Origin of the sequence: Marinobacter sp. LV10R510-11A (assembly GCF_900215155.1) — a bacterium.
In the GTDB taxonomy this organism is placed as follows: Bacteria; Pseudomonadota; Gammaproteobacteria; order Pseudomonadales; family Oleiphilaceae; genus Marinobacter.
Genome location: NZ_LT907980.1, coordinates 3,096,447 through 3,118,720 on the forward strand (window position 1 = coordinate 3,096,447; position 22,274 = coordinate 3,118,720).

Sequence of the window (22,274 nt, forward strand, 5' to 3'; positions counted from 1 at the left end):
CCTGTTTTTTACTGCATGTGCCAGCCGTGGCTGACAACAATAGATTGACCCGTGAGCGCGGCAGAAGGGAAAGCGGCCAGGTGCACCGCCATCTCGGAAACATCTTCCAGCGTGGTGAATTTACCGTTTACTGTGCTTTTCAGCATCACCTTGTTGATGACGTCTTCCTCGGAAAGCCCCAGCTCTTTTGCCTGCTCGGGAATCTGTTTGTCTACCAGCGGGGTTCTGACAAAGCCCGGGCAGATGATATTGCTGCGCACACCGTGTTCGGCACCCTCTTTGGCTACCGCACGACACAGCCCTAGCATGCCGTGCTTCGCGGCCACGTATGGGGCTTTCAGGGGCGAAGCCTCGAGCGAATGCACAGATCCCATATACAGCATAGTGCCTCCACCGCTGGCGTACATTTGTTTCAGTGCCGCCCGGGTAACCAGAAACGCACCATCAAGATGTACATTTATCACCCGACGCCAGTCAGCGTATGCCAGTTTGTGTACCGGATCTATGTGTTGGATACCGGCATTGGCAACCGCGATATCCAGGCTACCCCAGGCTTTCACAATGCTGGCAACGCCGTCATCGACCGCGGTCTCGTCGGTTACGTCCATGGCTAGAGCCATGGCCGTGCCGCCCGCTTTTTCAATGGCCTCAACAGCCTCTTGTGCGCTTTCCAGCGTAAGATCGGCTACTGCTACACGGGCGCCTTCACGGCCATAATGTTCAGCGATTGCCCGGCCAATACCACGCCCCGCCCCGGTAATCAGTGCAACTCGATTTTCGAGACGCATTATGTTTGTCTCCCTGTTGTTATAAGAAACTGTTATTGAAGCACGGTTATTAAAAAGTGTAGAAGGTTCCTACGTCATCCGCCGCCATACACTTCATTAGGTAGCCACGTCGCCAGCGGTTGAAAAAAGAACACCAACGCCAGTGCCAGCAGTTGCAAGGCAATATATGGCAACACACCCAGATAGATATCCTTGGTCGTAATGCCCGGCGGACACACTCCTTTGATATAGAACAACGAGAAACCTACTGGCGGTGTCAGGAAGGACGTCTGCAGACACATAGCAAACATGATCGCAAACCACACCGGCTCGACACCCATTTTGAACAGCACGGGGCCAACCAGGGGCAAAACAATCAGAGTAATCTCCACCCAATCGAGGAAAAACCCGAGCAAAAAGGTGATGAACAGAACCGTAAGCAGCACACCTGTGGTACCAAACGGCAGGCCGGTGATGGCACCCTCAATAACGTCATCACCACCCAGCCCGCGCAGTACGGAAGCAAAGACCGTAGCACCAATAAAAATGCCAAAGATAAATGCTGAGGTACGGCTAGTCTGGTAAAGAGATTCCTTTAGCGTGTCCATATCCAGGCGTTTACTTAAAAACGCCATCAGCAGCGCTCCGCCAGCACCTACCGCAGAGGCCTCGGTGGTTGTGGCTATGCCGAAAAAGATGGAGCCAAGCACCGAGATGATCAGCGCCATCGGTGGCAAGATCGCCCAGAACACGCCAAACCAGGCTCGGGCATCAAGGCGCGGCCGGTTCGTCGGCGCCGGTGCCAAGTCTTTTTTGATGTAGGAGGCGATGATGATGTAAAGGATGTAGAGCATGGCGAGCATGACCCCCGGAATCAGCGCACCCATGAACAACTTGCCCACAGAAGCTTCCGAGGTGCCGAGGCGATCGGCCATTAATACCAGCATGATGCTGGGCGGAACCAGAATGCCTAGAGTCCCCACAGAGCACGCCGTTCCTACGGCCAGCGACTTATTGTAGTTGGCCTGCATCATGGGCCCAAGAGACAGCATGCCCAGCAATACCACCGACGCGCCTACAATTCCGGTGGAAGCCGCAAGCAGCACGCCGACCAACACCACGGTAATCGCATAACCACCGCGCAACCCGCCAAGCACTCTAACCAAACTGTGCATTAGCTTTTCGGCGATACCCGAACGATCAAGCATGATCCCCATGAATATAAACATCGGGAGCGCGACCATCAGTTCGTTGGCGACGATGCCATAAATCCTGGCGTCCAAAACGCCAATCGTGCCCTGCCAGGTAAACCACAGGGGATAATCCAGATACTCGACCATGACGTGGCCGACAATACCGAATATAAGACCAATACCCGCCAGTGACCAAGCAACCGGGAAACCCAGCAGCAACAGCACCATAAAGCTGGCGAACATGGCGATAACAAGAATCGCTTCTACACCCATGACGTTAGCCTCGCGGTTTAGGGATTAGGATGGCCGACGGAGCGCCGATCATCGTAGGGAGGCTCGATGGCCCTGGGAAAACTGAACAGGAACGTGCTGCAGCGCGAGGCGCGAGACACCAGGGCAATCATCACAAAGACGAGGCCGAGTGGCAGTATGCTCTTGAAAATAAACCGGTGAGGCAGCCCGCTGGGCGCTTGGGAATGCTCATCGTAAACCCAGGCTGTCCAGGCATAGGGCACCAGTGCGCTGACCATCAGTGCGATAATCGGCAGCGCCAGCAACACAATCCCAAGAATCTCGATGATGGCTTGGGATTTAGGCGTGAATTTCTCTTTCAGTACATCAACGCGTACGTGGTCATCGCGCACGACCGCATAGCCCAGGGTCAGCATGGTCGCGGCTCCGAACAGGTGCCAGGACAATTCTTCTAAGGCAATGGAGCCCTGCGATAATGCATAGCGGGAGAACACGTTGATCAGAATAACAATCAACACGCCGATCCATAACCAGGAGGCAAGGCGGCCCACGGCAACAACCATTCGGTCGAGGTGCCAGGACAGCGCATTGGTCGGTAGCAGATCAGCGCCAAATGCCGGGGCCTGGTTATCCCCGGAGACATTAGTATCAGTCACAAAAACCTCGGATGTTTCGGATGCAGGGTAGGAAGCGGGTAACGGTTAGCCGTTACCCGCCATGAGCATCATCCGTTGATCAGTCGTACTTGTAGAAATCCCGTGGCAGGTATCCATTGGTGTGCCAGATGGAGTGATGTTCCATAAAGTCACGCTGACTGGTCAGCACGCGATTGAACATCTTGTCCTCGGCCGCGATCTCGTCCAGCACCTCGTTGGTAACCTTCTGCAGCTCGCGCAGAACAGGCTCAGGCAGTGTTTGGGCGTTCACGCCTTCTTTTTCGTAATCACGAAGGGCCGTCGGCTGTGCCCACTCGCTCTGTGCAAAGCCTTTAAGCGTGGCAGATTCGCAGCCCATCTCGATGAGGGCGCGGCTCTGAGGCTCCAGGCCCTCCCACACATCTTTGTTAACCAGCAGGTGTGAGGTGGTCAGAGTTTGGTGCCAGCCCGGCATGATGTAGTTTTTAATGATCTGATCCAGGCCCAGCATCTTGTCGATTGCGGGCTGAGAGAACTCAGTCGCATCGATCGTCCCACGCTCAAGCGCCTGATAAATCTCGCCACCGGGCACCATGGTTACCGAGGCACCGAGTTTTTCCAGTACCTTACCGCCAATACCAGCAAAGCGGATTTTGAGGCCATCGAAATCTTTCACGCTTTCAATCGGCTTAGCGAACCAGCCCGCGCCTTCGGGGCCGATGATGCTGCACAGCATGGGGTGGATATTGCGCTCGGCGTAAATCTCTTCCAGCAGATCCCGGCCGTCGCCCTCGTAATACCAGGCCAAATAGGCCGGTGGCTCCATGTTAAACGGCGCGCCGGAATAGAGCGGCAGAGCAGGTATGGTGCCCTGATCGTAACCCACCCACGTGTAACCAGCCGGGTATTTTCCACCACTTACCGCGTCCATAATTTCAAACGGCGGAACCAGCTCGTTAGGCTCGTAATAACGCAGCTGAATATCACCGCCTGAAATGGCTTTCAGATTTTCTGTCAGATGCTTTACCGGCGTTGTTAGGCCTATAAGATGCGAGGGAAACGCCAAAGGCACCTGCCAGCGAATTTTCTCTGCAGCCAAAGCATTGCTGCTGACCATGGCGCCTGTCATAAACGCCGCAGCAGTAATACCTAGAGTCAAACCCGATAGCTTATGTTTGATAGACATGAAGATGATCCTTCTTGTTGTTGTAGTTGGCCCGGAGCTCTTTGGCCCGGCAGGCCTGGGCTAACATTCCGCCAAAAAACACAGAAACAAAGATGGCAATGGTAAATCGGGGGTCCTACTTTTGGCGCCAGCCTTTGTTTTCTGCGCTGTTCTGACGTCCTGCCTTTCGGATTTAGCAGAAACTATGCCAATAACTTTTTTTGTAGAATTATCAAATAGATAAAATTTAGAGAGGGGTGGATAGAAATATAGATGTCCGTAAAACAAGACAGTATAACACCTTGGCCGTATGTACTTGTACTGACTTCAAGACACTTGTCTGAATATCAGGACATTTTTGCCAATTTCTCGTAAAACACTGAGCGTGAGATACACAGTAGCCTGGCAGCCTTGGTACGGTTACCCCGGCTTGCGACCAGCGCCTCTTTCACCGCCTGAGCCTCTGCCTCTGCCAAGGTTTCAGCCAAAGGCCTGACTGGGCGGGATGCGATCTGAGAGGGCGGGCGCACCCCAACCCGGGGCAGCACTTTGAACATCGCATCGGCATCCAGCGCGCCACCCTCCTCACTCATGGTCAGGGCTCTCTCCAGCACATTACGCAGCTCGCGGATGTTCCCGGGCCAATCATAACTGGCCAGCGCTGTCACGCCGGCATCGGTAATTTCCGCCCGCATGTTCAGCCCCGCGCTGATTTCCCAGAGCAGCGTTTCACACAGCAACCCGAGATCAACGAGACGATCCCTCAGAGGTGGTATGGGGATTTCCAGCACGTTGAGCCGGTAATACAGATCCGAGCGGAAACTGCCATCGGCAATCATGGCTTCGAGATTTCGGCTGGTTGCTGCGATGACCCGGACATCCACCGAGGTAATCGTGTTGGACCCCAGAGGTTCGACCTCCCCTTCCTGCAGGGCCCGCAACAGCTTAGCCTGCAGCGGCAAAGGCATATCGCCGACTTCGTCCAGGAACAGCGTACCGCCGTTAGCGAGCTGGAACTTTCCTTCCCGGAGCTTACGGTCAGCGCCGGTAAAGGCGCCTGGCGCCACGCCGAAGAACTCGGCTTCCAGAAGGTTATCCGGGATGGCCGCCACGTTCACGCCCACAAACGGCTTTTCTGCGCGACTGGAGACAGAGTGAATTGCCTGAGCCAATACCTCTTTGCCGGTACCGGTCTCCCCAAGCAACAGCACTGCCATCTCCCGGCCCGCAGCCAAGCGGGCACGACGCTTGACCTCAAGAGCTCCAGGGCTTGCGCCGACAAAATCCGCGAGACTGTATCGCGTGCTCCTCGCTTTCTTTGCCAACGCCTTGCGGGCGGCAGCCAAATCCTGGTGCAGCCGCCGGTATTTGCTTACCAACGGCGTGAGGGGTTGCAGATCGTCGTACAACACAAATGCCACGGCGCCGACGATTTCGCCTAACTCATCGTAATAGGGCAGCCTGGTAACCACGAGTTGTTGTTGCTGGTATTCCATAATGTCTAGCAACAGCGGCTTACCGGTTTCTACTACCTCTGGCATCCGGGTTTCGGGAATCACCTGTCGCACCGGGCGGCCGATTGCACTGGCCGGATCTTTCATGCCAAGCAACTGGGAATAGCTGTTGTTTATCCAGGTAATTCGGGCCTCGCGATCAACAGCGATCGCTCCGGCACTGACTTCTTCAAACAAGGGAAAAAGCGCTTCAATTAGGTCGCGGGTCAGCCCACTTTTGTTTTTCTCACCAAACAGCTCTGTCATGTAACGCGTACCGCCGGGGTCAATAACACTCATTATGAAAGCCCTAACACCCGGCATTGCCGGGTGTGTTGTCGGAAGTATATGGCCCTCTCAGCAGACTGAGCAAATGAGAGGGCGCGCGCGATGACTTAAATGTACTTATTCCGGGATGATTAACTCACCATTAACCAGGCTAATGCGATCCGTTTCTAACGGTACTGGCGCTATCACTGGCAGGTTGCTCTCGGCCAGCGCTGTAGCTTGGTCGGCACGTGGCGTAGCACGGACTACCTGGCTTGGCGGTAGCGGCTTTTGGATGGTCAAGTGATCCCACATCAACTCCAGAGCCTGGATATAGTAGTGATGCAATGGCACGTAGCTATCAGCAATACCTGGGAAACCGTTCAGAACGTCAAGATGGTGAGCATTAAGCACTTCGTAGTAACGAAGCCCGCTGTTTGTACCCTCCACCAATTGGTTAAACCCAAAGTAAGGCCGCGATGTGTGGTTGATGGGCAGAATAGCGTCGGCCCGACCAGTCACAAACACAGCGGGCTTGCCCTGAAGATCCCCGGTGGCTCTGACTTCTTCGATGCCCGCAGCGACTGCGTCAGCAAGCTCTGCGTCAGTACCCGTCAACGGATCTTCTGTGATGGCATCGCGACCCAAGGCCAGGCCGTGCAGACACAACAAGGCATCAAGACCATAATCCGCCAGGCCGCTGCTACGGGATATGCTGGTAGTCAGTAGCGTCGGTTGCAGCCATGCTGAGCCCGCACACACGGTCCTCAACACTGGCGCGGCCATAAGAGTTAACATAGGTCATCGCTATAGCTTGGGATACATTCAACCCAAAGTGCACCGGCGCCAGCCTGTTCTGCTCAGGCTGGATGCCAAAGTCCTCATTCAGAATACGCAACGCATCGGTGGCACGCTCCTCAGTGGTGGTGCCTTCGACCAGCCCTTTGAGCCCCAATGAAGTACAGATATTCTCGTCGGTGGTCGGATCATTGAACGTAGCTTTCATCGGAGCTGAATCAAGGGCCGGCGCCAGATTGGCACAACCCTGGTATACGGTCAGAGCCGTAGTGTATTCGAGCAGGCTTCTGCTGTGCTCCGTGATAGGTGTGTTATCACCTTGGTTAATGGTGAACCCGGTATTCACTGTTGGGTTTACATTGGGCTCGGACACCGCCACGCCGTCGATCAGACCTTTCGTATCCTGCTCTGCTGCGCGAACCGATGCGCCGCCACCATTGGAAACACTGGAGGCGATTACCAGCGTGTTTTCAGGCGTGATGGGATCAACGTTGTTGTCGCCATCGAATTGCTCGTTGAGTGCCCAGAACCCGAACTCTACAGACTGCAGAACGTGGCGTCCCCAGTCAGCTTCCGGATTGGCTTTTGAGTGTGCTTGTTTCCAGGCGAAACGGTTGGGCGACTCAGCGTTATAATCACTCCGTTCTGCATCCGTCAGATCCGCGCGAAACTGTACAGATTCGTCGGCCTCAGTAAGGGTGCCATCAATTTTCTGGGCGGCGTTGGTTTTGAGGTTATGCGAACCCGTGCCAGTACCCTTATCGGTGTAGACCACGGCACAGCCCTTCTTCAGCCCCCACTCGCCGGCTGTGCCAATAGCACCGTAAACCCCCCGGGAGCCGGAAGAAGGCGCGGTGATCATGCACGGGCTCTGCGGATCGAAACTGACAGGCACCTGAGCCATAACGGTAACGGGCACGTCGTTGCCGGGTACTGTCATGAAGGCAATGTACTCATGCCCTGGGATTTTCCCTTCGGTGTCATTGTCCACGCCGGGGCCGAAGAATTCGCCATAACCGCCACCATCGGATGTATCGACCAGTGCACGGTAGTTGTTATAGATCGCAAGCTTCCGCAATTCGGCGGAGGTCGGATTGAGAGGTTCTGCAAAATCTGGTGCCGGGCCATCGCGCAAGCCGTTGGCGCCCAGGCCTACAGTCAGAAGATCATCGGTAATACCATCGTATTGAGCGTGCTGGATTTCGCCCTGGATGAACGTCGGCTTCTGATTTACAACAGGCGGACTATCATCATTGTTGCTACTGCTATTACAGGCACTCAGGGCAAAGCCTGTAGCGCCGATCAGCGTACAGATCATGATACGTTTCATGGTCGTTCCTTATTTGTTGTTGTAAGAACGGGCCGGGACCACGACCCGAACCAAACGACATGCGTTTCCTGTGCCATGATTGTATCTATTTGTTTTTATTTGTTTTGTTAGGTTTTCTTTACGCGGAAGAGAGCATTCGTCCATGCTTCCGGACAGTTCCACTCTCGCTGGAGTTCGTATCCGCAACGAAACACCCTGTTGTAAGGGTTACTACTACGGCCATGTACTGTAATCCGGACACCGTCAGGATTGTCGGACAGCCGACTAAAGCGACACAAGTCTGACTCTACCCGTAGAACGTAGATCCTTAATCTTAATGTTGGGGGACACAGAGGACGATTAATCTTTGAGAACTGATGGAATGCTAAAAAGCCTTGTTGGTATGGGTACAATGGTGAGCGCACTCTTGCTGGGTGGCTGCGCGAGTTATCACAATGCGCCCACGGAATCTGTCGCTTTAGAAGACACAACGTTCACCGTGAACCATGGCGTGCATTTCTCGCCTGAGGACTGGCCTGAAGCACTCTATGGCGATCTTTACCTGCCTGAGGGTAAGCGGCTTCGCCCTGTTGTGCTGATGGTGCACGGTGGCGGCTGGGAGGGTCGCTCCCGGGGCGATATGAGTTGGATTGCCGAGGAACTGGCCAGTCACGGCTTTGCGGTTTTCAATATCGATTACCGCTTCGCGCCCGAGCATATATTCCCAGCCCAGCTACACGATCTGCAGATAGCTCGCACCTGGCTAAATGATCATGCCGAGCAATATCGATTGAATGTGTCTCAGGTAAGCGGGTTTGGCTTTTCTTCCGGCGCGCACCTGATCGCTCTGATGGCACTCGTAGCCAGCTCAGACCATGCCGAGGCGCTGAACCAGCCGTACGGTGGCCCCGAAACGGCTCTTAGCGCCGTGGTAGCGGGCGGCACGCCGGCCGACCTGACAACCTTTGGTTCCGGCAAGCTCATACGGCAGTTTCTGGGAGGCACAAAACAAGACATTCCCGACACCTACCGCGCGGCGTCTCCCATCACATATGTCACCGGTAATGCGCCGCCGTTCTTCCTGTTCCACGGCAACATGGACAATCTGGTACCTTTTCGGCAATCCAGAAAACTGCACGAAACCCTGCTGGCCAATGGGGTTGAAAGCGAGCTGTTTGAAATACGTCTACGCGGCCACATTACCAGCTTTCCCACTGCCGGCAGTGCCGTTGACAAAGCAACGGGTTTTCTGGTGCGACATCACAAGAACCCGCGCTGAAAGCGGAAACTACCCTATCCGGATAAACGGAAGCAGGCTAAACCCAGCAATCACAACAATAGCCAGGCAGGCTGCCAGCGTGCGCATCGGTTTATGCCGCAACATGTACGAGATGCCGCCGCCCTCGCCCTGTAGGCGCCATGCCTCATAGGCTTCACGCTGGCTTTGCATTCGTTGGCGCTGGTACTCCTGCAGTATAATTCTGGCTCTTTCAGCCTCTTCCGTATCGTGCACCCAAAAGCCACCCATGCTGATGCCCCAGCGGCTTGGCGGGGTTTCGTAAAAGCGCACCTCGTGATCATCGAATAAAGCCCGTATTTCATCGGCTTCGTCATCGGGCATGTGGCGCAGATTCATCAGGTGGTGGGGCATGAAGGCTCGTTGTCTGGTATCGGACGGGGTAATACCGATATCCTAACACCAAAGACCCACAGACCGAATTCACAACCGGAAGCGTTCATGACAGATCATTCCCTCCGCCTACTGCTGGATTTTGATGCCTGCGCCCAAAGAGACAACGGGCAGGCCCCAGCATTTTTGCACCGGCGGGATCGCAAATTTGCGCTAACATGCGAACAGCAAGGCGTCGCACCCAGCCCAAAACGCTGGATGGCCCATATGAATCATCTCAGCGGCCCTGGCGCAGGTGTCGCCCCTTCAGCGCGCACTCTGGGTTTCTGGCGCCGGATCAACAGCGGTTTTATGGTTGCGGGTGCCGTACTCGGTTTACTGGCCATGCTCGGCTTACTGTTCTACGACGGCGGCCAGCGTATCAACGTAACCGTTATTCTGGCCTTTGTGGCCTTCCAGCTTCTACTGGCGCTACTGACCACGGCTCAGTCACTGGCCGGCTGGCAACCATGGCGCGCGCTGCTCCGGCGTTTCCGAAACAACCCGGAAGCCGCCGTTTCGATAAAGCTGCAACCGGTGCTGATGGCGCGGGCCGCGCAGCTTGGCGGGCTATGTTTTGCGCTGGCCGGCTTGGTAACTTTGCTCGTTATGGTGGTGCTGCAGGATCTCGCATTTGGCTGGAGCACCACGCTCGAAACCGATGCCAGCAGCTATCACCGCCTAATCACAACCATAGCCACACCCTGGGCTTGGCTGTGGCCAGCCGCCGCGCCTGAATTTCCACTGGTGGAGGCAACCCGGTTTTTTCGTGCCAGCACAGGAGAAGGCACCATGAACCCAGCCCGATGGGGCCAGTGGTGGCCTTTCATCGCTATGCTCTGGACAACCTGGGCGCTGCTGCCTCGGCTCGTTCTTTACGTGCTGGCGGGCGCACTCATTCGGCGTAAAGCTCGGCATCTACTGGCCAGCCACCCAGCAAGGCGCGCGTTGATGTACCGTATGGAAACACCGGCTCTTGATACTGGCAACGACCACAACGATGCCTCAGATCAGCCAAACACCGACACTCATTTGAACCTGCAGCCATTACCAGACGCTCGCACTGTCTTGTGCTGGGCTGGCGCCGGTGACCCTGAGCTGCCAGATGCGCTCAGTACGGGCAAAAGCCTAGTCGCCAAAGCGGGCGGCAGGATGACTCTGGCGCAAGACCAGCAGACACTGGAGCAGGTAGCCGCGCAACTGGCACAGGAACCTTGCCGCTCTGTTCTTCTGGTTACCCGCAGCTGGGAGCCGCCCACAGGGGAACTGGAAGATTTTCTAATAAGTGCGAGTAAACTCTGGCCAAAGGGAGCGCAGATCGTTCTAGTGCCCTTGGCTACTCACATCGAGCGGGAGCCAGATGCGCATCAAGTTCAGCAATGGCTCAGATTTGCCAAGCGGGCCGGGCCGGAGTTTATAACGGTCAGCCTTATACCGGCTCACGGGGCCGTTCCCGACATGGACGGGGGAGTTATGGAATGAATATCGCACCTACCTTTGCCGTCGTGGGACACCCGAACAAGGGCAAGTCCAGCGTGGTGGCCACATTGTCACAGAACGATGCCATCGCCATTGCTCTGGAACCTGGCACCACGCGCGCACGGCAGTCATACCCACTGAGTGTAGACGGCAAAACCCTCTACACGCTGGTGGATACACCCGGGTTTCAGCGACCCCGGCGGGTTCTGGAGTGGCTGGAAGCCCACAGTGTGTCGGCATCGGATCACGGCAAAACGGTTCGGGCGTTTGTTACGCAGCATCAGGGCGACGGCCGCTTTACAGACGAATGTGAGCTGCTGACCCCGCTGATTGAAGGCGCCGGCATAATCTACGTGGTGGATGGCTCCGCCCCTTACAGCGCCGAGCACGAGGCAGAGATGACCATCTTGCGCTGGACAGGTCAGCCCAGCCTTGCGCTGATTAACAGCATAGGGCCAGACGATTACAGCGCAACCTGGCAGGCGGCTTTGGGGCAGTTCTTTCAAGTTGTGCGCAACTTCGACGCGGTTCGCGCCCCGTTTGAGCAACATTTGAGTCTTTTGCGGGCCTTTGGCCAGCTAGAGCCTGACTGGGAACAGGCCCTGGACCAGGCCACGCATCATTTATCCACCCAGCGTCAGCGGCGCAAAACCCAGGCTGCGGGCATTATTGCCAAAGCACTGAAAGACATGATGTCGTTTCAAGAAAAGCGCACCCTAACTCTGGATCAGGTCGCTGGCACCAGCGACAGCACGCTCGCAGAACGGCTCCGGCAGCGCTGGTACCAACACCAACGCCAGCGGGAGCAAACGCTTCGGATGGAAGTTGAACACCTGTATCAGCACCAGCGTATCCGCCGCCAGGAAGCCGAACTGGAATGGCACAGCGATCATGATCTGTTCTCCGAAGACAGCCGCAAACACTGGGCCGTTAACAAGCGTTATCTGGCTACCGCTGGTTTCGGTGCAGGCGCCGTTAGCGGTGCTGGCCTGGACGCTCTGACCCTTGGCGCATCGCTGGGCACCGGGGCCTTGGTAGGTGGCCTGATCGGAGCCGCAGGCAGTTATTTTTACGGTGACAAACTCAGCTTGCCAGTCCTTAACATAGGCCTGCTGCGCGACGGTCTGAAAACCGCCACCTTCGGCCCAGTACAGGACAGCCAGTTTGGTTACGTGGTGCTGGGGCGAGCTGTGGATCACTGGTGGCACATAAGCCATCGCAACCACGCTGGCAGAGAACTGCTAGACTTAGAACCTGCAGACCATCACTGGCTGGAGCGTCTCGATAAACAGAGCCGTCAAACTATTCAGAGAACGCTGGACAAGTGCCGTAAACAGCAGCCTCTGGACGAAAACCAACGGCATAGATTTCACATCGCCATAGAGGAATGCATGACAGGTTACGAGGATTGGCGGTTGAACCAAACCTGAAATGAATGTCTATACTGTATGGCTATTCCATCGAAAAATGAGGAATGCTTATGAAAATTGTACGAGTTCAAGACATCATCGGTACCGAACGCGAAGTGCATGGCCCAGGCTGGACTAGCCGTCGTATGCTGTTGAAAAAAGACGGTATGGGTTTCTCGTTCCACGAGACCATCATTCCTGCAGGTGCCGAACTTAACCTGTGGTACAAGCATCACCTGGAAGCGGTTTACTGCGTAGCCGGCAACGGCACCATTACCGACAAAGCAACCGGTGAAACTCACGAGATCTCCGACGGCACCCTTTACGCCCTCGACAAGCACGACCAGCACACCCTGCGTGGCGGCACTGAAGACATGCGTTTGATCTGCTCGTTCAACCCGCCCGTTACCGGGCAGGAAGTGCACGACGAAGACGGCGCGTATCTGCCGGATACCAGTGAAGACTGATCTTTCTTGTCTTCTGCTGAAAACCTAGCAACACCGCCATCGACAGCAAGCCTGCTGCCGGTGGCGGTGTTGCTTTGGTTGGCCGGTGTTTACCTGCGCATCCCAATACTGGTTGCGCCGCCACTGGCGCCGTTTATCGGTGACGAGCTGGGCCTTTCTCAAACCCTCACCGGCGCTCTAACCACATTGCCCATCTTGATGCTTGCCATAGGCGCCATGCCCGGCTCGCTCTCCATATCCCGTATAGGCCCGCGCAACACCCTCGCGCTCGCCATGGTTGTTATGGTCATAGGCTCCGCAGGCCGCGGCCTGGCGCCAGACACCCTCACACTGATGGCAACCAGCGCCGTTATGGGCCTGGGCGTTGCCATGATGCAACCCGCCTTACCGGCATTACTGCCGCGTTGGTTGGAACCAAAAAACCTAGCCTTGGGCTCCGCCATCTACATGAACGGCATGCTGATGGGAGAGTTCATCGGCGCAGGTATCACCCTCCCAGTAATCATGCCTTTGCTGGACAACAGCTGGCGCGCAACGATGCTTGTCTGGTCATTGCCCGCGCTGCTGGTTGCCGCCGCCCTATTCCTGCCCAAACGCGACCTGGACAGGCCCACGCGCAAAGTCGCATGGCTACCGGACTGGAAAAATCCGCTCACACTGCAATTAGGCCTGCTGCTTGGCGTCTCAGGCTCCCTGTTTTTCGGCGTAAACGCATACATGGGAGCCTTGCTGGAACAAAGAGGCGAGTTCGAAAACCTCACCGAAGCCCTGTTCTGGTATAACTTCGCCCAAGTTTTTGCCTCGCTGCTGATGTTAAAAATGGCCCGCCACTGGGTCGGCCGAAAAACCCCACTGATCATCATGCTGATATTCAGCCTGCTGGGGACACTCGGCACACTGGCGTTTACCGGATGGTGGGCAATCGCCAGCGCAACATTCATGAGCTTCACCGCCGGCACACTGCTAATCATGATGGTGGCCTTGCCACCGCTGCTGGTACCCACCAGCGAAACCGGCCGGCTATCGGCTGGCAACTTCCTGGTCGGCTACACCATCGCCTTCGCAGTGCCCATGCTAGGCGGCTTGCTATCAGATTGGACAGGCGACGTAAGACACGCCATCGCAGTAATGATCGCCTACGGAATACTGGTTTCTCCCCTAGCAATCAAATTAAACCTTCAGCGTCAGTAAAGCGCTTCGCAGCCCACCCCAATTGAGCAGGCCTTATTCTCTAGATGTAGTAGTCTTTTAGCGGGGGAAACCCATTAAATTCCACCGCACTATAAGTCGTGGTATAGGCTCCTGTTGAAAGCCAATACATACGATCGCCAATAGCCAGATTCAACGGCAACGGGTACTTGTGATGCTCGTACATGATGTCTGCACTGTCGCAAGTCGGCCCGGCAATCACACAGTCCTCACCTACACCCTTCTTGTCCGTCCAAATCGGAAACTTAATCGACTCATCCAGCGTCTCGATTAACCCGTTGAACTTACCCACATCCGTAAATACCCAGCGGTGCAGAGCCGTACGAGATTTACGGGCAATCAGCACCACCTCACTCACCAGAACACCCGCATTGGAAATCAACGACCGGCCTGGCTCAATAATAATCTCAGGCAGCTCATCACCGAAGTCTTCCTTCAGGAAGCGTGTAATCTCCGACGCATACACACTCAACTCATTGGTACGATTGATATAATTGGCCGGGAAACCACCGCCCATATTGATCATCTTCAGCTCAATGCCGTCTTCTTCTTTCAGACGCTCGAAAATGACCTTTACCTTGTTCAGAGCCGAATCCCACGCGCCAATCTCACGCTGCTGCGAACCCACGTGGAATGACACGCCATAGGGTACCAAACCCAAGTCGCGAGCCAGGATCAACAAGTCCATAGCCATATCACTCTCACACCCAAACTTGCGAGAAAGCGGCCAGTCGGCTGTTTGTGTACCATCGGTCAGAATGCGCACATACACCTTCGCACCAGGAGCCGCCTTGGCAAGCGTACGCAAATCCGCCTCAGAATCTGTGGCAAACATGCGAACACCCTTCTCATAGAAGGTACGAATATCCCGCGCCTTCTTAATGGTGTTGCCGTAACTGATCCGGTCACCGGTAACGCCGAGCCCCATCACCTTTTCCAGCTCATACACCGACGCAATATCAAAGTTCGCGCCCTTATCCCGTAGCATAGTCAGAATCTGCGGAGCCGGGTTGGCCTTCACCGCGTAATAAACATTGGCATAAGGGAAGCCGTCCACCAGCTCATCGTACTGACGATCGACGGTGGCGGTATCAATCACTACAAACGGCGTTTCTTTGGTATCCGCAAACGCCTTGATCCGGTTAAAGGTCTCAGCTGTGTAGTAATCGGCAATGTTAGCGTTGGCTGACTCGGTCATTGATGGTGTTTCCCCCCAGGGGTAATAAAGCGATGCGCCAGAACCAAAACGGCCCCAACAAGAATCGCGATAATCGGGCTTTCCTCACCCCACAGATATCAGCAAATCTACCCATAACTTAAGCCTCGGTGAAATATCTCCAATGGCCGAAAGGCCGGGGCGACCAAACCCGCAGTCTGTTCGAAAACATGATCCGCCTAGGTAAACAGTATGAGTTTGCACCCAACAGCAAACTGCCCGAAGACATAGAGCTCGGGCTGTCCCGCGCCAACCAGTGCATCAGCAACGCCGACTTTTCTGACTACGCCAGCGACCACCCCTACGAGGGCATGCCTCTGGCCATGACTGGCCTGACAGACGACGAATACGCCACATTAACCGGCTGGCTCAACCAAGGCGGCGCCATCAGCCCGCTTATTACCCAAGTGAGCGACGCCGAGCAAAATCATATCCAACGCTGGGAGTCTTGGCTTAATGAGGGCGGCAAGCGCCAGCAACTGATCAGCCGCTGGATTTACGAGCATCTCTATCTCGCCCACCTGTACTTTGAGGAGAACGGCGCCGATACGCGCTTCTTCGAACTCGTGCGCTCCTACACCATGCCAGATGTCCCCATCGACATCATCGCGACCCGCCGCCCCAACGATGACCCCAAAGGTTCGGTGTACTATCGCCTGCGCCCGGTGGCGGGCAGTATTGTGCACAAGCGCCACATAACCCTCGGTTTTGGGGAAAAACAATTTGAGCGCACACGTGAGCTGTTTGAAGCGACCGACTGGCAGGCAGACACAGTGCCGGATTACAGCCGGGAAAGCCGCGCCAATCCATTCGCCACCTTTGCCGCAATCCCAGCAAAAGCCCGCTACCAGTTCATGCTGGATAATGCAGAGTACTTTACCCGCACCTTCATTCGCGGGCCTGTGTGCCGTGGCCAGATAGCCACCGATGTGATCCGTGATCACTTTTGGGTGACCTATCACGACCCGGAAAACGACCTGTATGTAACCCATGCAGAGTATCGTGAAGAAGTGACGCCATTACTGGCGTTGCCGGGGCAGGACAGCGCCTTGCTGGATCTGGGAGACAACTGGAGCGACTACAAAGGCAAGCGCAACCAGTATCTCAAACTGCGGAACCAAGCCTACGGCGATGGCGACAACACCAATGCCCTACTGACCATTTTCCGCCATCACGACAATGCCTCCGTGCAGCGTGGATGAAACAACCCCGTCTCAGGTGCCTTATGCTACCTCGGCCTTTAACGAGGAGCTAGGAGCACGCCTGCTGTTGAACTTCAGCGAACTGAACGCAGAACAGGATGACCCCATAAACCGATGCGGCGGCAGTGATTGTGGCCGAAAAGACGAACCAGAATGGATTCGCGAAGCGGATCAGGTGCTTTCAGAGCTGGCCGCTACCAGGGCCGAGTTCCTGCCTGCAATAAACTACCTGCCCGAGGTAACCTTTTTGAGGGTGTACAACAAAGAAGGAGCGCGCACGGTGTATACGGTTATCCGCGACCGCGCACACAGCAGCGTTGCCTTCCTTCTGGGAGAGGGTCTGCGCTACCAGCCAAAGAGCGACAAACTGACCATCTACCCGGGAATCATCGGCAGCTACCCTAACTTCATATTTGATGTTCCCGCAGCGCAACTGGGGCTGTTCAAAGCCCGAATGAAATCCTTAAAAGCAGAGGAACCCAAAGCTTTTGAAGCGGTAGTGGGGGTGTGGGGTGTACGCCGCACCCACCGGCGTTTTTGGGATATTCTTCAAGACATTACGGCATGGCAGCAGGAGCATCAGCCTCTGCAGTCGGGCATTTTCGACATCAACCGTTACAAGAATCTGTAGGCAACCAGCCCCGGGGTTCAGACCGCCAAAGGGCGGATTGGCTCGGGGGTATTAGAGCCACCAGGATCTCGGGGCTCACCATGTTGCTGCAGGTACTCCAAGATAGCGTCCGTCAGGTCGCTGCCTTGACCGAGCCCCTGATTCCCAAATAAGCGGTTGAACTCCAGCACGTACGGGTAGCCTGCCACTAGGGCGATATCAAAACCTGCGTGATCCACTTCCAGGTCCCGTGCGAGCCGCAGGGCCAAGTCGATCATCACTGCGGGCACCGGGCTGTTGTCAATCCGGCCACCCTTAGACACGTTGTTATAAAAGCCCTGGTCAGCCTGTGTACGCCAGTAAGCTGTTACAACTTTATCGCCCACCACCACAATACGCGCGTCGCGATCCAACGGCAGGTATTCCTGTACGTACAGAACCTCTGTGCGCTCGCAGTACGTGCGCCAGTCGTCATGGGTTTCAATCAGCCAAACACCCTCGCCCATGCTGGCTTTGGGTAGCTTCGCCACGAAGGGCAGTGCCATAACACTCCAGATGTGCTCGCGCTCATGAGGGCCATTGGCTTCGATGATTGTCCAGGGAATATGTTCCGGTGCTACCGCCTCAAAAGCACGGGTCATTTCCACCTTGTCATGACCAATGCGATAGCTGGCGACGCTGGGGAAAACCCGGCATTTCAAGCCATGCACCAGGGCATTGAGCTGCCAGTATTCGGGGAACAGTACCCAGTCTGCATTGCGCAGCAATTCTTTATGGCTCAGGAAATACTCCGGCTTAAGTACAGTGGTGTCGGGCAAGCCGAGTGTGCGGAAAACATTAAACGATACGAGATTCATGGGCGGGGTCGCGCTGATAAAAGTGAGTGATTTTTAGGCAATTACGGTCGGTGCACAAGCTTTTTATGAGTTAATTTGATTATGGTCATGGATTAAATTAAACATATTGATAATAATTCGCATTCAATAAACAAGGATCTATCCCATGACTCTTTCTCATCAAATGACTGCCATCGCCGCCTCACTGCTGATTGCTACGGCCGTATTCGCGGGCGATAGTGATCACTTCAAGGGCGAGCCCGCAAAGACTCTGGAACAGGCGGTTGCCAATTTTTCTGAGTACAACAACAAGCTGGAACACGTGCTGACCGGTGATTTAACTCCGGAAGCCATGAACGAGGTACACCAGCTCACCTATACTCTGGAAAACGCACTGCAGAAGCTGGATGACGAAATTGACAAACTGGAGGAAACACTTGAGAAGGTGCACAAAGCTTCCGAACGTGCTGATACAAATACCGTGCGCTCTGCCGGCGAACAGTACCTCACCACCAGTCGTAACATCGTGAAGTGATCACCAGAGTTACTTTATTTTGACGCCCTGCTGGGCAATGGCAGTGAGCGGATCTTCTGGCCAGGGATGCTTGGGATAACGGCCACGGGTGTCTTTACGCACCTGAGGATAGACGTTAGACCAGAAGCTGGCTAGGTCGGCCGTGACCGCCAGCGGCCGTCGCGCCGGCGAAAGCAGGTGAATCAGCACCGGCACCTTGCCGCCCGCCACTTCCGGCGTTCTTGTCCAGCCGAACAACGCCTGTAGCTTGGCCGCCAGAACCGGGCCGTTCTCAGCCGTGTAGTCCAGAGTCACGGAGCTTCCAGTAGGAATGGTCAGGGCGCTAGGCGCAAGTTCCGCCAGCCGCTGCTGTTGCGGGTATTCCAGCAGACTATTCAAGGCATTCTGCAGGTTCAGCCTGGCTAATTCAGACCACCGGTTGATGCCAGTCAGGAAGGGCGCCAACCACTGTTCCAACGTGCCGGTTAGCGCCTGCTCACTGACGTCAGGCCACTGGTCGGGAAAGTGTTTGGCCAGCAGAGTGACCCGTGCCTGCCACTGCCTGGCCCCCGGCGTCCATGGCAGGCTGTCCAGCCCTTTTCGCCTTACTGCTGCTAATAGACCTTGCTGAATCAACTCGGGTGAAGGTTTGGCCAGAGATTTCGTGGTAAGAAGCAGTGCGCCCAGCCGGCGGGTCTGCTGAGCAACCACTGTGCCGCGCTTATCATCCCATTCTGCCTCGTTTTGCTCACGAATATGGGCCGCCAGATCGGCTTCCAGCGTTGGCAAATCCACCGGCGCTGCCAGATAGATTCTTGCCTCCTTGGCCTTACCATCCAGGTCTGCGGCCACCAGCCATTCATGCCGTGCCAGCCCATCGTCTTCGCGCAACAAGGCCCCTTTGCCATTGCTTAGCTGATAGCGTGGCGTATCTCCGGACCGGCGTTTGCCAATGCGATCAGGATAAGCGAGTGCTAACAAACGCCCAACCTCTGTGGCCGTTGGTACAGGCTCTTGTTCGCTTTGTTTAGGGGCACCAGGTTCAGACAAGCGCTTTGCCTGCTGGCGCAGCGCCTGCAGCCGATGCGGGTCTATGCGCGGTGAGCCACGCTCGCCCCGCAACACCCTTATACGCTCATGCATATCCGCCCCAGCACCCGGCCCTAACAGATCCCGGTCTTCCAGCAGCGCGGCCAGTTCCGCCGCCAGTCTGCCCAGCCCAAGCGATCGCGCCAACAAAACCATGTGCGCCAGCCGAGGGTGAATGCCCAGTGCCCGCGCTGATTTGCCGTGCTCGGTAATCGCGCCTTCGTCATCCAACATATCCAGCCACTGCAGCAGCTCCACAGCTTGTTGCCAGTGTGCGGGGGCGGGGGCTCGATCCATACCAGTTGATCTGCCGTGCGAGCGCCCCACTGGGCCAACTCAAGCACCAGTGGCGCCAGATCTGCCTCGCGAATCTCCGGCGGCGTATAGTCCGCCAGCCCAAACTGCTCCGACTCGCTCCATAACCGGTAACACACGCCCGGCTCAATCCGCCCGGCGCGGCCTTTGCGCTGCTCAGCCGAGGCTTTCGAGACCCGCCCGGTCACCAGCCGCGTCATTCCGCTGTTGGCATCAAACACCGCGCGGCGCTGCTGCCCACTATCAACCACCACGCGCACACCTTCGATGGTCAGGCTGGTTTCGGCAATCGCCGTTGCCAACACCACTTTGCGGGTGCCCACCGCTGCCGGCGCAATGGCCTGGTCCTGTTCTGCCGCTTTGAGGTTGCCAAACAGAGGCGCAATCACAACACTCTGGGCCACCTGCCCGGCCAGCGCCTGAGCTACCCGGTGAATTTCCCCGGCCCCCGGCAGAAACACCAGCACCGAGCCTGGCTGCTGCGCCAAGGCTTCAGTAACCACAGCCACCACCTGATCCACCAACCTTGGGTTGCGCTGTGTGGCGGGCGTGGGGCGGTAGAATACGCCCACTGGGTACGCCCGCCCCTCGCTGCTCAACACGGGCACATCCCCAAGCAAGCGGGCTATAGGCGCTGTATCCAGCGTAGCGGACATCACCAGCACCCGAAGATCTTCTCGCAGTGCTTCTTGGGTCTCGCGCACCAGGGCCAACCCAAGGTCGGCTTGCAAGGAGCGCTCATGAAACTCATCAAACAGCACGGCGGCGTAGTCTTCCAGCATAGGGTCACTCTGGATCAGCCGGGTAAGAATGCCTTCGGTCACAACTTCTATGCAGGTCGCGCCAGACACTCTGGTGTCCAGCCGCGTTCGGTAGCCTACGGTTTGCCCGGGCTTTTCGCCCAGTTGCGCTGCCATGTATCTTGCAGCCGTACGGGCCGCCAGGCGCCTTGGTTCCAACATCAGGATTTTGCGCCCCTGCCGCCAGCTTGCGTCCAGCAGGGCTAGAGGCACACGTGTGGTTTTACCGGCACCCGGAGGCGCCTGCAACAGGGCTGTGGTGGTTTGCTCCAGGGTTTGTTTCAGCTCTGGGAGAATATGGTCTATTGGGAGCACTTTTTTATCAGTCAAAGCGGAGAGTTCGCGCATGCCAAACTTCGGGGCGGGGCACGAAGAACACGAATATCAGGCCGAAGGCCAGTGCTCCCACTCCGATACTAAAGGCGGAGGCCAGGGAACCACCGGCATCGAGCCATTGTTTGGTCAGCCACGGACCAACCATTTGGGTGAAGCCGTAGAGCGCAACCATGGCGGCAGACAGCCGCGGCCCCTGGTGCGGGTGCAGAGCGCGGGCAACGCGCTGGGTAAGTAACACTGTGCCAAGGAAGGTGCTGCCCACCAGAGCAGCGCACAGCATTAGGCCGATAGTGCCGGGCCAGAGCACGGCGGCCAACACGCCTGCCAGTTGAATCAGAAAGTTCAGTTTCAGTGCGGGAAGGTCGCCCATTTTTGTGCCTAGCCGATTCCACACCCAGGCAGCCGGGATAGTACACAGGGCAACAATGACCCAAGTTCCATCAAGCAACCAGTGACCCGCTGCAAGCTCCATTTTTGCCAACAGGGGCAGAAATGTAAGGGGCAGAATGTAGCCTAACCCGGCACCGCCGTACGACAGGAACAGAGGAATACTGGCACGGTCGAATAGGGGGGTTGTGGCTACGGCCTTGCCGTCACTACCGCGCGCCTCATCCGGCAACTCCAGCTGAGACAACCTGCGCGCGCTCCATACCGCAAGCGGAATGGAGAGCAGGGCCGCTGGCCACCAGCGCTCGGCGCCCTCCAGCCAGTCGGCACTACCGGTGACCAGCCCGCTGGATACCAACAAACCCAAGCCCACGCCTATATACACCAGCCCGCTCATACTGGCCCTGTTGCGCAGCACCAACCACTCGAGAATCAACGCCGGCGCCTGTACGAAAATCACCCCGTTAGCGACCCCGTTCAGCCAGCGGCTGGCAGAGATAGCAGTGAGGTTGTCCGTTTGAGTAACCAGCAGAGCGGTAACGACATGAACTGCCAGAAACGCCGGCAGCATTACGCGGATCTGACTAACCCTGTGCCAGCGGATAGCCAGAATGGCACCCATAAGGTAACCAAGGTAGTTCCAGGTAGCGACCGCCGCACCCTCCGGCGCAGTGAACTGACCGTCGTCTACTAGATAGGGCAACAGCGGGGTGTAGATAAAACGGCCGAGCCCGTGCACAACCATCAGCATAATGGCACCAGCGGCCAGGACGCTAAAGAGCTCTTTCGGGGTTGTGCTGTTCTGTTGGTACATGCTGTGGGTTCCGGCGAGTGTATTTTCAGCCGGGCAGTCTATG

General features: G+C 56.3%; 17 protein-coding genes and 2 pseudogenes. 8 read left to right on the forward strand and 11 right to left on the reverse strand.

Features of this window, described 5'->3' with window-relative positions; translation table 11 throughout:
• Nucleotides 1-8: 8 nt before the first annotated feature.
• The 6 genes and pseudogenes from CPH80_RS14905 to CPH80_RS14930 form a co-directional block, all read right to left on the reverse strand.
• The gene (locus CPH80_RS14905; protein WP_096278999.1) at nt 9-788 is read right to left on the reverse strand and encodes a 3-hydroxybutyrate dehydrogenase; all 780 of its coding nucleotides are present in this window, start codon (nt 786-788) and stop codon (nt 9-11) included.
• 74 nt (nt 789-862) lie between these two features.
• Nucleotides 863-2,233, reverse strand: coding sequence for a TRAP transporter large permease (locus CPH80_RS14910; RefSeq protein ID WP_096279001.1), 1,371 nt, complete (start codon nt 2,231-2,233; stop codon nt 863-865).
• Nucleotides 2,234-2,250: 17 nt separating this feature from the next.
• Nucleotides 2,251-2,868 carry a TRAP transporter small permease subunit gene (locus CPH80_RS14915; RefSeq protein WP_197703559.1) on the reverse strand — a complete coding sequence of 206 codons (618 nt, stop codon included), beginning with the start codon at nt 2,866-2,868 and terminating at the stop codon, nt 2,251-2,253.
• 79 nt (nt 2,869-2,947) lie between these two features.
• Nucleotides 2,948-4,033, reverse strand: coding sequence for a TRAP transporter substrate-binding protein (locus CPH80_RS14920; protein WP_096279003.1), 1,086 nt, complete (start codon nt 4,031-4,033; stop codon nt 2,948-2,950).
• A gap of 326 nt (nt 4,034-4,359) precedes the next feature.
• Nucleotides 4,360-5,772, reverse strand: coding sequence for a sigma-54 interaction domain-containing protein (locus CPH80_RS14925; RefSeq protein WP_096281658.1), 1,413 nt, complete (start codon nt 5,770-5,772; stop codon nt 4,360-4,362).
• Nucleotides 5,773-5,910: 138 nt separating this feature from the next.
• Nucleotides 5,911-7,900, reverse strand: a pseudogene (locus CPH80_RS14930) (3-hydroxybutyrate oligomer hydrolase family protein).
• Between the two features lie 346 nt (nt 7,901-8,246).
• On the opposite strand from CPH80_RS14930, the gene CPH80_RS14935 reads away from it, so the two are divergent.
• On the forward strand, nt 8,247-9,158 hold the full coding sequence (locus CPH80_RS14935; RefSeq protein ID WP_227520196.1) for an alpha/beta hydrolase: 912 nt from the start codon (nt 8,247-8,249) through the stop codon (nt 9,156-9,158).
• A gap of 9 nt (nt 9,159-9,167) precedes the next feature.
• Here CPH80_RS14935 and CPH80_RS14940 read toward each other — a convergent pair whose 3' ends face one another.
• Nucleotides 9,168-9,530 (reverse strand): DUF6164 family protein, encoded by a 363-nt coding sequence (locus CPH80_RS14940; RefSeq protein ID WP_096279007.1) that lies wholly within the window; start codon nt 9,528-9,530, stop codon nt 9,168-9,170.
• Nucleotides 9,531-9,617: 87 nt separating this feature from the next.
• Between CPH80_RS14940 and CPH80_RS14945 the strand changes: the two genes are divergently transcribed.
• Genes CPH80_RS14945 through CPH80_RS14960 form a run of 4 tightly spaced genes read left to right on the forward strand, consistent with a single transcriptional unit; the run spans nt 9,618 to nt 14,094 of the window.
• The gene (locus CPH80_RS14945) at nt 9,618-11,030 is read left to right on the forward strand and encodes a DUF2868 domain-containing protein (RefSeq protein WP_096279009.1); all 1,413 of its coding nucleotides are present in this window, start codon (nt 9,618-9,620) and stop codon (nt 11,028-11,030) included.
• Complete coding sequence (locus CPH80_RS14950; protein ID WP_096279011.1) at nt 11,027-12,457, forward strand: GTPase/DUF3482 domain-containing protein; 1,431 nt, start codon at nt 11,027-11,029, stop codon at nt 12,455-12,457. The genes CPH80_RS14945 and CPH80_RS14950 overlap by 4 nt, the downstream gene beginning before the upstream one ends.
• A 50-nt stretch (nt 12,458-12,507) precedes the next feature.
• Nucleotides 12,508-12,903, forward strand: a complete 396-nt coding sequence (locus tag CPH80_RS14955) for an ectoine synthase (RefSeq protein ID WP_071266064.1) — start codon at nt 12,508-12,510, stop codon at nt 12,901-12,903.
• 6 nt (nt 12,904-12,909) lie between these two features.
• Entirely contained in the window at nt 12,910-14,094 is a 1,185-nt protein-coding gene (locus CPH80_RS14960; RefSeq protein ID WP_096279013.1) for a CynX/NimT family MFS transporter, read from the forward strand.
• 40 nt (nt 14,095-14,134) lie between these two features.
• Here CPH80_RS14960 and CPH80_RS14965 read toward each other — a convergent pair whose 3' ends face one another.
• Nucleotides 14,135-15,310: a type III PLP-dependent enzyme gene (locus CPH80_RS14965; RefSeq protein ID WP_096279015.1), complete on the reverse strand. Its 1,176-nt coding sequence runs from the start codon at nt 15,308-15,310 to the stop codon at nt 14,135-14,137.
• 128 nt (nt 15,311-15,438) lie between these two features.
• Between CPH80_RS14965 and CPH80_RS14970 the strand changes: the two genes are divergently transcribed.
• Complete coding sequence (locus tag CPH80_RS14970) at nt 15,439-16,530, forward strand: fatty acid cis/trans isomerase (RefSeq protein WP_096279017.1); 1,092 nt, start codon at nt 15,439-15,441, stop codon at nt 16,528-16,530.
• Nucleotides 16,523-17,161, forward strand: coding sequence for a fatty acid cis/trans isomerase (locus tag CPH80_RS14975; protein WP_157746904.1), 639 nt, complete (start codon nt 16,523-16,525; stop codon nt 17,159-17,161). The genes CPH80_RS14970 and CPH80_RS14975 overlap by 8 nt, the downstream gene beginning before the upstream one ends.
• Nucleotides 17,162-17,178: 17 nt before the next feature.
• Here CPH80_RS14975 and CPH80_RS14980 read toward each other — a convergent pair whose 3' ends face one another.
• Nucleotides 17,179-17,997, reverse strand: coding sequence for an ATP-grasp domain-containing protein (locus CPH80_RS14980; protein WP_096279020.1), 819 nt, complete (start codon nt 17,995-17,997; stop codon nt 17,179-17,181).
• A gap of 145 nt (nt 17,998-18,142) precedes the next feature.
• Between CPH80_RS14980 and CPH80_RS14985 the strand changes: the two genes are divergently transcribed.
• On the forward strand, nt 18,143-18,511 hold the full coding sequence (locus CPH80_RS14985; protein WP_096279022.1) for a DUF6746 family protein: 369 nt from the start codon (nt 18,143-18,145) through the stop codon (nt 18,509-18,511).
• A gap of 9 nt (nt 18,512-18,520) precedes the next feature.
• Here the strand turns inward: CPH80_RS14985 and hrpB are convergent.
• Nucleotides 18,521-21,009: pseudogene (gene hrpB, locus CPH80_RS14990) on the reverse strand (ATP-dependent helicase HrpB).
• A gap of 7 nt (nt 21,010-21,016) precedes the next feature.
• Nucleotides 21,017-22,231: a YbfB/YjiJ family MFS transporter gene (locus CPH80_RS14995; RefSeq protein ID WP_096279024.1), complete on the reverse strand. Its 1,215-nt coding sequence runs from the start codon at nt 22,229-22,231 to the stop codon at nt 21,017-21,019.
• Nucleotides 22,232-22,274: the final 43 nt, after the last annotated feature.

Excerpts from the sequence above, each read along its gene's own strand:
- CPH80_RS14980 (WP_096279020.1), bottom strand. The coding sequence starts at position 17,997 with ATGAATCTCGTATCGTTTAATGTTTTCCGCACACTCGGCTTGCCCGAC.
- CPH80_RS14920 (WP_096279003.1), bottom strand. The coding sequence starts at position 4,033 with ATGTCTATCAAACATAAGCTATCGGGTTTGACTCTAGGTATTACTGCT.
- CPH80_RS14910 (WP_096279001.1), bottom strand. The coding sequence starts at position 2,233 with ATGGGTGTAGAAGCGATTCTTGTTATCGCCATGTTCGCCAGCTTTATG.
- CPH80_RS14950 (WP_096279011.1), top strand. The coding sequence starts at position 11,027 with ATGAATATCGCACCTACCTTTGCCGTCGTGGGACACCCGAACAAGGGC.
- CPH80_RS14965 (WP_096279015.1), bottom strand. The coding sequence starts at position 15,310 with ATGACCGAGTCAGCCAACGCTAACATTGCCGATTACTACACAGCTGAG.
- CPH80_RS14955 (WP_071266064.1), top strand. The coding sequence starts at position 12,508 with ATGAAAATTGTACGAGTTCAAGACATCATCGGTACCGAACGCGAAGTG.
- CPH80_RS14940 (WP_096279007.1), bottom strand. The coding sequence starts at position 9,530 with ATGCCCCACCACCTGATGAATCTGCGCCACATGCCCGATGACGAAGCC.
- CPH80_RS14925 (WP_096281658.1), bottom strand. The coding sequence starts at position 5,772 with ATGACAGAGCTGTTTGGTGAGAAAAACAAAAGTGGGCTGACCCGCGAC.
- CPH80_RS14995 (WP_096279024.1), bottom strand. The coding sequence starts at position 22,231 with ATGTACCAACAGAACAGCACAACCCCGAAAGAGCTCTTTAGCGTCCTG.
- CPH80_RS14985 (WP_096279022.1), top strand. The coding sequence starts at position 18,143 with ATGACTCTTTCTCATCAAATGACTGCCATCGCCGCCTCACTGCTGATT.
- CPH80_RS14945 (WP_096279009.1), top strand. The coding sequence starts at position 9,618 with ATGACAGATCATTCCCTCCGCCTACTGCTGGATTTTGATGCCTGCGCC.
- CPH80_RS14905 (WP_096278999.1), bottom strand. The coding sequence starts at position 788 with ATGCGTCTCGAAAATCGAGTTGCACTGATTACCGGGGCGGGGCGTGGT.